4 protein-coding genes are annotated in these 15,091 nt (G+C 41.5%); all 4 read left to right on the forward strand.

Going from position 1 to position 15,091, the window contains the following annotated elements:
- Positions 1-10: 10 nt before the first annotated feature.
- From PJF56_RS09815 to PJF56_RS09830, 4 genes are read left to right on the forward strand one after another with little or no spacing between them, the layout of a single operon-like run.
- Entirely contained in the window at positions 11-1,270 is a 1,260-nt protein-coding gene (locus tag PJF56_RS09815; protein ID WP_283762489.1) for a hydroxymethylglutaryl-CoA synthase family protein, read from the forward strand.
- 2 nt (positions 1,271-1,272) lie between these two features.
- Positions 1,273-2,037: an enoyl-CoA hydratase/isomerase gene (locus PJF56_RS09820; RefSeq protein ID WP_283762490.1), complete on the forward strand. Its 765-nt coding sequence runs from the start codon at positions 1,273-1,275 to the stop codon at positions 2,035-2,037.
- Complete coding sequence (locus PJF56_RS09825; protein ID WP_283762491.1) at positions 2,025-7,163, forward strand: polyketide synthase; 5,139 nt, start codon at positions 2,025-2,027, stop codon at positions 7,161-7,163. Before PJF56_RS09820 ends, PJF56_RS09825 begins: the two co-directional genes overlap by 13 nt.
- Before the next feature lie 57 nt (positions 7,164-7,220).
- A complete protein-coding gene (locus tag PJF56_RS09830) occupies positions 7,221-14,942 on the forward strand; it encodes a type I polyketide synthase (protein WP_283762492.1) in 7,722 nt (2,573 codons plus the stop codon).
- The last annotated feature ends 149 nt before the right edge of the window (positions 14,943-15,091 follow it).

Consider the following 15,091-nt stretch of genomic DNA (forward strand, 5'->3'; position numbering starts at 1 on the left):
GAGTGAAATCATGCAAAAAGTTGGAATTGAAGCCCTAAATATATATGGAGGTTCGGCTAAAATCGATGTGCGAATGTTGGGCGAAGCACGTCAGTTAGACATGACTCGCTTCGATAATCTAATGATGAAAGAAAAGGCAGTAGCGATGCCTTTTGAAGACCCAGTTTCTTATGCCATTAATGCAGCCAAACCCATTATTGATAGCCTCAGCAATCTGGAAAAACAACAAATCAAAATGGTGATAGCTTGTACTGAGTCTGGCATTGATTTTGGTAAATCTATCAGCACTTATGTTCAAGATTATTTGGGGCTAAGTCGTAACTGCCGAATGTTTGAGATTAAGCAAGCTTGCTACGCAGCTACAGCAGGCTTACAGATGGCATTCAATTTAATTTTATCCCAAACCTCTCCAGGGGCTAAAGCTTTAGTTATAGGAACTGATATATCCCGGTTTATTGTCACAAAGGGAAGAGAAGCTATCAACGAAGATTGGTACTTTGCCGAATCAAGTAGTGGTGCTGGAGCAGTCGCTATGTTAGTCAGTGAAGTTCCTAAAATTTTCCAAGCTGATGTAGGATGTAATGGTTACTATGGCTATGAAGTCATGGATACTTGTAGACCTAACCCAGACTCAGAAGCAGGAGATGCAGACTTATCCTTGCTATCCTACCTAGATTGCTGTGAAAATGCCTATCAGCAGTATCAAGATCGGGTAGAAGGAGTAGATTACCAAAAAACTTTTGATTACTTAAACTTTCATACTCCCTTTGGAGGGATGGTAAAAGGCGCTCACCGAAGTATGATGCGTAAGTTGAAAAGAGCCAAACCGGTGGAGATTGAAGAAGACTTTCAAAAACGGGTGATGCCAGGATTAATCTATTGCCAACAAGTAGGAAATATCATGGGAGCAACCGTATTTTTATCCTTAGCTAGTATGATAGACAATGCAGATTTTAGCAAACCTCGACGGATAGGCATATTCTCTTATGGATCGGGTTGTTGTTCAGAATTTTATAGTGGAGTTGTTGCCCCAGAAGCAAAGGAAATTCAAGCTCAACAAAACATTTCATCACAATTAGCAACGCGCTATTCTTTAAGCATGGAAGAATATGAGCAGTTACTGAATTATAGTTCGACAGTTGCCTTTGGCACTAGAAATGTGACTTTAGATTACAAACTCTTTCCTAGTGTATGGAAACAAATTGAAGGCAAAGGTCGCTTAGTGCTGAAACAAATCAAAGACTTTCACCGAGAATATGAATGGGTATAGCTATGGATTATCAAACCCTCAAAATCAGCGATCAAGGCGTTGTACAAAGGATTCAAATCTATCGACCTGAAGCTAACAATAGCATTAATAGTCAGTTAACGATAGAATTGTTATCAGCGTTGCAAGCTGCTGAAGCCGAGGAAGTAGTCAAAGTCATCATACTCGAAGGACTCCCTGATGTCTTTTGTACAGGCATGGATTTTGGAGAAGTAGCAACAGCACAAGAACTCGATCCAAAAGGACGTTATAACGCTTACTACGATATTTTGAAACAAATGTCTCAAAGTAGCAAAGTGATTTTGTCAGTTGTGCGTGGAAAAGTCCAGGCAGGAGGGGTAGGTTTAGTCGCAGCAAGTGATTTAGTTATTGCTGATGAAACGGCAACTTTTGTTTTATCAGAATTATTATTTGGGTTATTACCCGCTTGTGTATTGCCTTTTTTGATTCGTCGAGTGGGGTTTCAAAAAGCCTACCGTTTAGCACTAACAACTCAAACCATCTCAGCCTCAGAAGCTGAGAAGTGGGGATTAATTGATGAATATGGCAGTAGTACGAATCAGTTAATTAGTAAATATATTCGACGTTTAAAGTATTTACCTTCATCAGGGGTGAAAGAGCTAAAAAACTATATTAGTCAGTTATGGATCGTTCAAGCAGAAACTCAAGATTTAGCGGTAAATGAGATTTTTAGACTAATAACAGAACCCACGGTTCAAGAAAAAATTAAACGTTTTCAACAAGAGGGATTATTTCCATGGCAAACCTAAATCTTAATTTGGACGTGGCAAAGAGCAACTCTGATGTAGTCCAACTCGTGGAGTTGGGTAATGGTGTTGTGCAAATCACCATGAGAGATGAAGAGAACTCCAATATCTTTTCTCTGGAAATAATTGAGGGATTATCCAGATGCTTTGAGGCAGTTGCTCAAAACAAAAGTTACAAAGTCGCAATCTTGACCGGTTATGGAAATTATTTTAGTTCCGGAGGAACACAAGAAATACTAATTAGTATTAGCAAAGGAGAAATTAAATGTAGTGATTCCGATTTTTTTAGAATAGCACTAGATTGTCCAATACCCGTAATTGCAGCGATGCAAGGTCATGCGATTGGTGGAGGTTTAGTTCTTGGATTGTATGCAGATTTGGTTGTACTCAGTCAAGAAAGTATTTACACCGCTAATTTCATGAAGTATGGTTTTACTCCGGGTATGGGATGTACCTTCATCGCCCCAGAGAAATTAGGCGCATTAGGGCTAGAAATGATGTACACTGCCCGAAACTATCGAGGGAAGGAGTTAGCTGAACGGGGTGTTTCTTTTCCAGTTGTCCCGAGAAAAGATGTGCTAAAAGTTGCCAAAAAATTAGCCTATGAACTGTCGGAAAAACCGAGACTATCTTTAATAACATTAAAGAAACACTTACAAACAAGAATCAATAAAGAGCTGCCGGAATTCGTAGAGAAAGAAGTGGCTATGCATGACATAACTTTTGGTCAATCAGAGGTGGTCAGTAAAATCGATCAAACTTTTGACGAAATGAAAGGGGTCAGCAGTAAACTTCAAAATTCAAGTCAAGAGCCTATAAGTAACCAGGAGAAAATATTACTTGAATTGCAATCGGGTCAACTTTCCTTGGAAGATGCGGAACAGCTATTGTTAGGAAATCAAGAAGAAGAAAGCACAGATAATCTACAAAGCGAGTCGATCAACTTAGGTAGCTCTGAAGAAATCTTGTCTTTAATGAGTTCAGGAGAAATCTCTTTAGAAACAGCAGAAAAATTATTATTAGAAGCAGTAGAACCAGAAATACTGAACCCTAGTCAGGATGGTGTAGATGATATAGCGAGTACAGATATAGCAATCATTGGCATGTCATGTCGATATCCAGGGGCAAATAACTGGCAAGAATTTTGGGAAAATTTAAAGAATGGAGTGGACAGTGTAACCGAACCTCCTCCTGGAAGATGGCAAGAAAAAAATTGGTATCACCCAGATCCAGAGCATCCAGGTACTTCCTATTCAAAATGTGCTGGTTTTTTAGATGAAATTGATAAATTTGACCCTTTATTCTTTAAGATTTCTCCGGAAGAAGCCCGGTTTGTGGAGCCTCAACAAAGAATATTTTTAGAAGAGGCTTACCACGCTATAGAGGATGCTGGATATGCGAGTGACTCTCTCAAAGGCAAACAGTGTGGAGTATTTGTTGGAGCCTCAACAGGTGATTATATCAATTTATTGTCAAATTCTGGATTAAATACTCATCGGTTTGTACTGACAGGGAATATACTGTCTATTGTACCCGCAAGAATCGCTTATTTCCTTGACTTGAAGGGGCCGGTAGCAGCTATTGATACGTCTTGCTCATCATCATTAGTGGCTGTTCATCAAGCGTGTGAAAGTATACAAAGAGGGGAGAGCGAAATAGCGATCGCTGGAGGCATTAACATTTTATCAACAGCAGACTTACAAATAACGTCAAGTAAGTTTCAAATGATATCTCCTGAAGGACGTTGCAAAACTTTTGATGCTGAAGCATCAGGTATAACTTGGAGTGAAGGTTGCGGTGTTGTTTTATTAAAAAGGTATAGCCAAGCCATTCAAGACAAGGATCATATCTATGGCGTGATCAAGGGAACAGGAGTCAATTATGATGGTAATACTAACGGAATTAGTGCCCCTAGTAGTCAATCTCAAGCGAGTTTAGAAGAAGCAGTTTATCAGAAGTTTGGCATTAACCCAGAAACGATTAGTTATGTAGAAGCTCACGGTACAGCAACACCTCTGGGAGATCCCATAGAAGTAGAAGCTTTAACAGAATCCTTTTCTAAATGGACTAAGAAGAAACAGTTTTGTGCCATCGGATCAGTAAAGACTAATATTGGTCATGGAGCAATGGCTGCTGGGGTTTCTGGTTTGATCAAGACAGCTTTGTGCCTCAAAAACCAAAAATTAGTTCCATCATTACATTTTAATCAAGCCAACCCGCATATTGACTTTGACAATAGCCCTTTTTATGTCAATACAGAATTCAAAGATTGGGAAGTATTAGAAAATCAACCAAGGCGAGCTGCTGTTAGTTCTTTTGGTTTTAGCGGCACTAATGCTCATTTAGTCATAGAAGAAGCTCCCTCTCAAGTTAAAAGTCAGAATGTTGTTGAACGTCCAATTCATCTATTAACTCTTTCAGCGAAAACAGAAAAGGCTCTAGAAGAGTTAGTCAGTAGTTATCAAAATTACTTAGAAACTCATCCTCACTTAGAAATAGCAGATATATGTTATACCGCTTCTACAGGCAGAACCCATTTTAATCATCGACTAGGGGCGATCGCATCCGATCCCAAAGAATTAAGCGAAAAACTGCTTGGGTGGAAAACTCAGGAACAACCAGTAGGAGTATTTTCAGGACAACAAAATAGGAAAAGTCCGAAGATAGCGTTCCTCTTCACAGGGCAAGGTTCCCAGTATGCGAATATGGGAAGAAAACTGTATGAACAAGCACCGACTTTCCGTCAAGCTTTAGAGGAATGTAACCAAATTATACAACCCTATCTGGAAGTCCCTCTATTAGAAGTTATCTACTCGTTAGATACACAAAAGTCAACTTCTGATGTATTAGACCAAACCGCTTATACCCAACCCGCCCTATTTGCCATAGAATACGCCCTCTTCAAATTATGGGAATCATGGGGAGTCAGGCCAGATGTAGTTATGGGTCACAGTGTAGGTGAATATGTAGCGGCAACCGTAGCAGGAGTATTTAGCCTAGAAGATGGTCTCAAACTAATAGCCATGCGGGGACACTTGATGCAAAAGCTACCCTCTGGCGGCAAGATGGTATCTATCAGGGCATCAGAATCTCAGGTAACAGAAGCCATAAAAGAATATAGTTCCCAAGTAACCATAGCAGCAGTTAACGGACCAGAAAGTATAGTAATTTCTGGTGAGAGTGCAGCCATAGCAAAGATTTGTAGTCACTTTGAATCAGAAGGAGTCAAGAGCAAACAACTAGAAGTATCCCATGCTTTTCATTCACAATTGATGGAACCCATGTTGGCAGAGTTTGAAGCTGTAGCGAATCAAATTACTTACAATCAACCAAGGATACCAATAATATCCAACCTTACAGGAACCAAGGCAGACAACAGCATAGCCACAGCACAATATTGGGTGAGTCATGTGCGCCAACCCGTGAAGTTTGCTCAGAGCATGGAAACTTTGCATCAGCAAGAATATAAATTATTCCTAGAAATTGGACCCAAACCCATTTTGTTGGGAATGGGAAGGCAATGTTTACCAGAAGAGGTGGGTGTGTGGTTGCCATCGTTGCGTCCAGGAGTAGAAGAATGGCAACAGATGCTTTCAAGTTTAGGACAGTTATATGTACAAGGAGTCAAAATAGATTGGTTGGGGTTTGACCCAAACTATGTGCGTCAGAAGGTAGTATTGCCAACGTATCCATTCCAACGAGAAAGATATTGGGTAGAGAGCAACAATAATTCCCTGAAAAAACAGTATTTGTCAACCAGCCCAAATATCCACCCCCTATTAGGTCAAAAACTAAATTGTGCCGGTAAGCAAGAAATTTTTGAATCATTACTAGGGGAAAACTCCCCAGCTTACCTTAATCACTACCGCGTCTTTGATCGAGCAATGTTTCCGACAACAGCCTACTTAGAAATGGCTCAAGCTGCCGGAAATTACAAATTGAAGACGACTCATCTGGTTGTAGAAGACCTCATCATCCAGCAGGGATTAAGATTGCCAGTTGGGGAATTGATATCAGCCCAAACTATAATTACTCCATCTGACAACCAAAGCTACCAATTCCAAATCTTTTCTCAACAGGAACAACAGCACCAAGAGGAACCCAAGTGGATACTCCATGCCATAGGAAAAATCCGAACTGCCCCAATCGATACAACTCCAACCCAAGTAGACCTAGAAAAATATAAAGCAGAGTGCAGTCAACCCATAGAAGTAAAACAACATTATCAACAATATCGGCAATTAGGGCTTGATTATGGCAGCAGTTTCCAAGGAATCTACGAGTTATGGTCGGGTGAAAACCAAGCATTGGCTCAGATTAAGTTACCTGAAGAATTGATAGCACAAACAATCGATTATCAGTTCCATCCTGCATTATTAGATGCAGCCTTGCAGGTGATTTATCATGCACTGCCAGAAGTAGAGAGCGATCAAACTTATCTGACAGTAGGGGTAGAGCAGTTCAGAGTATATCGTAGTCCAGGGCTTTCCCTGTGGGCCTATGCATCGGTTTCCACATCGGTGGAAAGTCAAAGAAGTTTAACGGCTCAAGTGAGGCTAGTGAGTCCAGAAGGAGAAATCATTGCCACAGTTGAAGGATTACAAGTAGGGGTGAGACCGATTGACTGGTCAGCTTGGCAGGAAACAATCCAAACAACTTCTGAAACATCTAAGTCAGAATTTGTATTAAAGTTGAAGGCAGCAACACCTGATGAACGTCGCTTGTTGTTAGTCGCTCATATACGCCGTCACTTGGCTCTACTCTTAGGAATCAACGATCCCGAATCTATTTCATTAGAGACCGGATTTTTTGACCTAGGTATGGATTCTTTGACTTCTGTTGAGTTGAGGAATAAGTTGCAGACAGATTTAGATTATTTATTGCCCTCTTCTCTCGCTTTTGACTATCCTAATATTCAGTCCCTAACTGATTACTTAGAAGAAACAGTTATTCTGTCATCAGATGATACAGAATTGACCTCGGAACAACCAGAAGCCTTATTAGATAAGGATTCCTTAGAACTAGAGGTTTCAGAAAGTCTATTTTCTGAAGTTCATCAGCTTTCTGAAGATGAAATCGATCTGGCGGTTGATCAAGCGATCGATCAACTCGATCAACTTCTACAGTGACCTAGTAAATCATATCAAATTAATTACTTTATAATCGACAGTACAGGAGGCATCAAAATGGAGCGCAACTCATCCCAGCAACTCTCAAATGAGCAACGTCTGCTACTAAAACTTAAACAAGCAACTGCAAAAATACAAAAACTTCAAGCAGCAGCGACAGAGCCAATAGCTATTATTGGTATGGGTTGTCGCTTCCCTGGAGGTGCATCGACTCCAGAAGCCTTCTGGGATATTTTACAAAATGGAGTAGATGCGATCGCGGAAGTACCCAAAGACCGATGGAATCTTGATGATTATTACGACCCAAATCCAGACACTCCTGGCAAAATGTACAGTCGCTATGGAGGGTTTATTGACCAAGTACAGGAGTTTGATGCCAATTTTTTTGGTATTTCCCCTAAAGAAACCACCCATCTAGACCCTCAACATAGATTACTCTTAGAAGTCACTTGGGAAGCCCTAGAGCATTCAGGACAGAATCCGCAACAACTTAAAGGGAGTAAAACTGGTGTATTTATTGGTATTTGTGCCAATGACTATACCTCCCGTATATTCAGCCAAGGTCCAGAACAAATTGATGCTTATATGAGTACAGGAAATGCCCACAGCACAGGATCTGGGCGAATTTCCTATATTCTGGGGCTAGTCGGACCTAATTTAGTAGTAGACACAGCCTGCTCCTCTTCATTAGTCAGTATTCATTTAGCCTGTTCGAGTTTAAGGAATCAAGAGTGCAATCTAGCTCTAGCAGGAGGAGTGAATCTATTGCTATCTCCAGAGCTTAGTATTGCCCTGTCTCAGGGGCGTATGTTATCAGAGGATGGTCGGTGCAAGACCTTTGATGCTTCAGCAAATGGTTATGTGCGTGGAGACGGATGTGGGATCATTGTATTGAAGCGCCTCAGTGATGCAGTTGCCAATAAGGATAATATTCTGGCAGTAATTCGGGGAACTGCGATTAATCAAGACGGGCCAAGTAGTGGCTTGACAGTACCTAATGGTCCGTCTCAAGTCGCTGTTATCCGTCAAGCTTTGGCCAATGCAGGAGTAGACCCAGCAGATGTTAGTTATATTGAAGCTCATGGTACAGGAACTTCCTTGGGAGACCCTCAAGAAGTCGAAGCCCTAGGAACAGTATTTGGCAAGAACCACTCTCAAGAGCAACCTTTAATCATTGGTTCAGCCAAGACTAACATTGGTCACACTGAAGGAGCAGCAGGAGTTGCCGGTTTGATGAAATTAGTCCTGCAACTGCAACATCAACAAATTGCACCATCCCTGCATTTTAAAGAGCCTAACCCTTATATTAATTGGTCTCAACACCCTCTACAAGTCTCAACTCAACTTACCCCTTGGCAAACCAATGGAAAAAGTCGCATTACGGGAGTGAGTTCCTTTGGTTTTAGTGGAACTAATGCTCATGCAATCTTAGAAGAAGCCCCCACAGAAGGTAAGAGTGAAGAAAATGTAGAGCGTCCGGTTCATCTATTCACTCTCTCAGCCAAAACTGAAACGGCTCTTGGTGAGTTAGTTAAGAGTTATCAAAATCATCTAAAAGCTCATCCCGAATTAGGGATAGCTGATATCTGCCATACAGCTAATATAGGACGTGCCCAGTTCCACTACAGACTAGCAGTGGTCACCTCAAATCAACAAGAATTAGTTGAAAAACTCCGAGAGTACCAGGAAGGAGAAGAAGTAACCGGAATTTATTCAGGAGAAAGGATAAATAACACCACGGGAGCCAAAATCGCTTTCCTGTTCACAGGACAAGGTTCCCAGTATGTGAACATGGGGCGGCAGTTATATGAACAAGCACCTGCTTTTCGTGAAGCGATTCACCAATGTGAGGAAATTCTGAGTAGTGTCGAAACTTTCCAGGACAACTCCTTACGAGACATTCTCTATTCTGAAACGACAGATAATGCTGGCTCATCGCTGCTAGACCAAACCGCTTATACCCAACCCGTGCTATTTGCTATAGAGTATGCTCTATTTAAACTCTGGCAATCTTGGGGAATAAAACCCGATGTAGTCATGGGTCATAGTGTAGGTGAATATGTGGCAGCAACTGTAGCAGGAGTATTCAGTTTAGAAGATGGCTTGAAACTCATTGCTGCTAGGGGAAGGTTCATGCAGAAATTACCGGCTGGTGGTGGGATGGTTTCAGTTATGGCTTCAGAGTCGAAAGTCCTGGAGACATTGAAGACGATGTCCCTGGGAGAAAAAGTAGCCATAGCAGCCATTAATAGTCCCCAAAGTATCGTAATTTCTGGTGAGTCAGAAGCATTGGGGGCGATCGCCACTAACCTCGAATCAGCCGGAATCAAAACCACACAACTCCAGGTATCCCATGCCTTCCATTCATCATTAATGGAACCCATGTTGGCAGAATTTGAAGCTGTAGCGAATCAAATTACCTACCATCAACCAACGATACCAGTCATATCCAACCTCACAGGAACCAAAGCAGACAACAGCATAGCCACAGCACAATATTGGGTAAGTCATGTACGCCAACCGGTAAGATTTGCTCAAGGAATGAAGGCGTTAAACCAGCAAGGTTGTGAAACATTCCTAGAAATTGGCCCCAAACCAATTTTGTTGGGAATGGGAAGGCAATGTTTACCAGCAGAGGTAGGTGTGTGGTTGCCCTCCTTGCGTCCAGGAGTGGATGAATGGCAACAGATGCTTTCAAGTTTAGGACAGTTATATGTACAGGGAGCCAAAGTAGATTGGTTAGGATTTGACGAAAACTATAACCGAGGGAAAGTAGTCTTGCCGACCTATCCATTCCAAAGAGAAAAATATTGGATAGAAACTAACACTGGCCACCAACAAAAAACGTATTTATCAACAACAAAATATGTGCATCCCTTACTAGGAGAAAAACTAGAACTAGCTAGTCTGGAGAATCAACATCATTTTCAATCATACCTAATGGCTCAATCTCCAGATTACCTGAAGCACCACCAAGTATTTGAGCAGGTTCTATTTCCAGCTACAGGCTACTTAGCAATGGCACTAGCAGTGGGACAAAATCTCTTTAGCTCCCAAGAGCAAGTAGTAGTGTCTGATGTGGTGATAGCGCAAGGGTTGATCCTACCAGAAACTGAAATCAAGAAAGTACAAACAGTAGTCAATGACTTAGAAAATAATAGTTACAAGTTTGAAATATTTAGCAAATCAGAAGCCGAAAGTCAACAGGCACTACAATGGAAATTGCACAGTGAAGGAAAAATCTATTCAGAGCCAATAGTCAAAAGCCCAGCCACAATCGACCTAGAACAATACAAAAAAGACTGTTCTCAAGCAATAGAAATCACAGAGCATTATCAAAAATATAAGTCAATTGGTATAGACTACGGAAGTAGTTTCCAAGGACTTAAACAGTTGTGGAAAGGTCAAGGCAAAGTCCTAGCGAAGGTAGCCTTACCGGAGGAATTAATAGAACAAGCAACAGACTATCAGATACATCCAGCTTTATTAGATGTAGCCCTACAAATCACAGGTCATGGCATGGGCGAAACAGACACAGCAGACATAACCTATCTCCCAGTAGGGATAGAAAAATTGAAACTGTATCGTCAGACAATCAGCCAGGTATGGATGATAGTAGAAGTACCGGAAAATAGCTTAATAGCAGACATTTTTCTGGTAGATAACGAGGGAATCATTGTAGGTGAGCTACAGGGATTAAGGGGAGTAGCCACAACAGCCGATGCCCTACTGAAAAGCCTGGAACCAGATATCAGCCATTGGTATTATCAAATCAACTGGCAAGCCCAAGACCTACCATCAAAAAACCCATCAACAGCAAGCAGCAAATGGTTAGTCTTGGCAGAAGAGACTCAACTATTAGAAGCCCTACAGAACAAAGGTCACGAGTGCATTGGAGTATCACCAGGACAGAGCTATCAGCAACTCAGTCCACAACACTATCAAATCAATCCCACCAGCGAGGAACAACTTCAAAAACTGCTAGAAGAAAATCCAGGGATTACAGGAGTTGTGCATTTGTGGGGAGTGCAAATATTAGAAAACAAAGACAACTTAGAATTAGAGAAAATTCAAGAAAATCTTTGTGGGACAGCGCTCCATTTGGTACACGCAATCCTCAACAGTAAAGTTAATAAAATGCCGCAGCTCTGGTTGGTCACTCAAGGAACTCAAAGCGTTAACAAAGACTCGGAAGTAATTAACCCTGAATATGGAAGTTTATGGGGACTGGGAGGAATAATTACCCTAGAACACCCAGAATTAAAGTGTAAACGCTTCGACTTTGACCCAGAAACAAATATCTATCAAAACCTAGACTTCCTAGTAGATGAACTCTTATCAGAAGATGCAGAAGACAAAATAGCAATACGTCAGGGAAATCGTTATGTTGCCAGACTCGCACAAAAACCACAGCAACCATCAATGAGTTCAGCAGGGCAACCGGTGCAATTAAAACTGTCAGAATACGGAGTGATAGACAACCTCAGTTGGCAGCCAATGCAGCGCTGTCTTCCTGAAGCCAACGAAGTAGAAATTGAAGTAGCGGCAGTGGGGCTAAACTTCCGAGACGTACTCAATGCTTTAGGATTACTCCAAGACTACTATGCTGAATACTTAGGCGTTACCAGTGCCAAACAACTCACTTTCGGATTGGAATGTACGGGCACAATTTCTGCTGTTGGAGCGCAAGTCTCACGGTGGCAAGTAGGGGACGAAGTAATAGTAAACATGCTCCATGACGGCTTCAGCAGCTTCATCACTATCCCAGCTGAGGCTGAGTATCTCACCGCCAAGCCTAAACACATGAGTTTCAGCGAAGCAGCAACCCTACCTCTGACATTTTCGACGGCTTATTACGGGTTGCAACAGTTGGCAAAAATTCAACCGGGAGAGCGAGTATTAATCCATGCCGCAGCAGGAGGAGTAGGGCAAGCCGCAGTACAAATAGCTCAACTGGCGGGAGCAGAAGTATTCGCTACTGCTAGTCCTCCTAAATGGGAATTTCTCAAGTCCCTGGGCATCAAACATATTATGAACTCCCGCACCCTAGATTTTGCTGACCAAATCATGGAGCTTACGGCAGGAGAGGGAGTAGATGTAGTCCTCAACAGCCTCAACGGAGAGTATATTCCCAAGAATTTGGAAATCTTAGCCCCTCAAGGAAGATTTGTGGAAATTGGCAAAATTGGGATTTGGGAGCCACAGCAAGTCCAAGAAAAACGACCAGATGTTAGCTATTTCCCTTTTGATTTAGGAATAGTAACGCAACAACAACCTGACTCGATGGCTCAGGTGTCAGAGGGATTAGCCCACAGATGGAACCAAGGAGAGCTGGTTGCCTTACCTCACAAAGTATTCCCGAGTACACAAATCACAGAAGCCTTCCGGTATATGCAGCAAGCAAAAAATATAGGTAAGGTAGTAATAGAAATGCCACGAGTTTCTCTTAATCCCAAGCCTATCCAACCAGAAGGAAGTTATTTGATTACAGGAGGATTAGGAGCATTAGGATTGGAATTAGCCCAATGGATGGTCAAACAGGGAGCCAAGCATCTAGTCTTGAGCGGGCGTAGCGCTCCTAGTGAAAACGCACAAAAGGCGATCGGGAACTTAGAAACAGCGGGAGCTTCTGTAAGTGTTTTATTAGGAGATATTTCCCGTCAAGAGGATGTCGCCAAAACTTTAGAGACAATCTCAACATCATTACCCCCACTTAAAGGAGTGATTCATGCAGCCGGGGTGTTAGATGACGGATTAGTTCAAAACCTGACTTGGCAGCGGTTTACTAAAGTGATGGCACCCAAGGTGCAAGGAACTTGGCATTTGCATCAACTCACCAAAGATTTGCCCTTGGATTTCTTTGTTTGTTTTTCCTCCATAGCTGCTATTTTGGGGGCTCCTGGTCAAGGCAATTATGCTGCAGCCAATGCTTTTATGGATGCATTAGTTCACTATCGTCGAGGTCTGGGATTACCAGGATTGAGTATCAACTGGGGAGGTTGGGCATCAGTCGGAATGACAGCCCGTTTAGATATTGCCAATCAAAAGCGGCTGGAGAGTAGTGGGGTGACTCTCATAGAAACAGAAAGGGGAATGCAGGCATTGGAGTCATGTTTATCAGACTCTCTCCCTCAAGTAGCAGTGTTGCCCATTAATTGGTCAAAATTTGTCAAGGAACTACCACGGGATCAAAAGACAACATTTATAGAGGATTTGATTGCCACTGAGCCATCATTAAGCCAAAAGTCGGCATTTAGAGAACAATTAGAATCAGCACCGATTTCAGAACGTCAGAAGTTATTAACCCATCAGGTTCGCTCTTTAATCGCCAAAACCTTAGGCTGGACAGATCCGCAACAGATAGGAATGCACCAACCTTTTATTGACTTAGGATTAGATTCTCTGATGACAGTGGAACTGAAAAACAGGTTGGAGTCCAGTTTAGAGGTAACTTTGAGTCCTACATTGTTATTTGACTATCCTACTCTTGAGACGTTGGTCAATTATTTACCTGATGTAATTCCTCTGGAGTTTTCGATCACAGATAACTCGGATAAACAAAGTGATAACTCGTCTGGAGAAGAAATTGATTTTCAAGCCGAAGCCATTTTAGACCCGACCATTGTTGTCAATACTACAGTTAAGCAGAATCTTGTTGAACCTCAGAATATTTTCTTAACAGGAGCAACAGGTTTTATTGGCACTTATTTGCTTGATGAGTTACTGCAAAAAACCTCTGCCAATATATACTGCCTAATTCGTGCTGATGATCCTGATTTAGCTAAACAGAAACTAAAAAATAAACTGGAGTCTTATTGGCTTTGGGATGAAGAAAAGTTTGGCGACCGAGTGATCCCTGTAGTAGGAGATTTATCTAGTAAATCTTTCGGACTATCAACAGAAGAGTTTGACTTCCTGGCCAGTCAGATTGATGTTATCTATCATAGTGGAGCTTGGACTAATCATTTTTACCCCTACACCGTACTCAAACCCACTAATGTTTTGGGAACTCAAGAAGTCTTAAGATTAGCTACTCAAACTCATCTGAAAGCTCTGCATTTTATGTCTACATATGTAACTTTATTGTCATCGAGTAACGATCGAGGTACAGCTATTCTTGAATCCGAACCATTAGGTGAGGAAGCTCATAACCTGACTAATGGTTACTTCCAAAGTAAATGGGTAGCGGAAAAGTTAGTAGCGGCAGGGAGGGATCTAGGAATTCCTACTTGTATATATCGATTAGCAACGATAACAGCAGATGCTAATACTGGTGCTAGTAGAATTGACGATCGAATTTGTCGCTATGTTATGGGTTGTATTGAATTGGGCATAGTGCCAATTTCAGAAGGTGAATTAGAGAACTGGGTTCCTATAAATGAAACAATTCAAGCAATTGTTTACTTGTCTCAGCAAGAAACATCCTTGGAAAAAACCTTTAATTTAGTCAATCATAAATCCACATCTTGGAACCATGTATTTGATTTGATTTGCTCTTTAGTTCCCTCTGTTAAAAAAGTTTCACCACAGGATTGGCAGATAGCTTTATCGGAACATCCCGAAAATCCGCTCTATTCTTACGTTTTTGGAGTGCAGTCTGGAACAGAAAAAATGACAGAACAAGAGGCAGGCATATATTCTGGACTTACTATTGACGATCACAATACTCAGAATGGGTTGCTCGGCAGTGGCATTACCTTTAGCCCTATAGACAAAGCATACCTAGAAAAAATGGTTTCATACTTGAACCAAAGTGGTTTTTTAAGCCTACCGTCTTAGATCTCACTCAGAAAACAAGCTATTTTTCCGAAGTAGCTTGTTTTCTGAATTCTGATAACCTATTTAGGGCTTGCTTTCTGATACAAGATGAGTTAGGATTCAGTTAGATGTCCAGAATAGGTATCTTCTCAAAAAAAACAACAATTAAG

Source organism: Roseofilum halophilum BLCC-M91 (assembly GCF_030068445.1).
In the GTDB taxonomy this organism is placed as follows: domain Bacteria; phylum Cyanobacteriota; class Cyanobacteriia; order Cyanobacteriales; family Desertifilaceae; genus Roseofilum; species Roseofilum halophilum.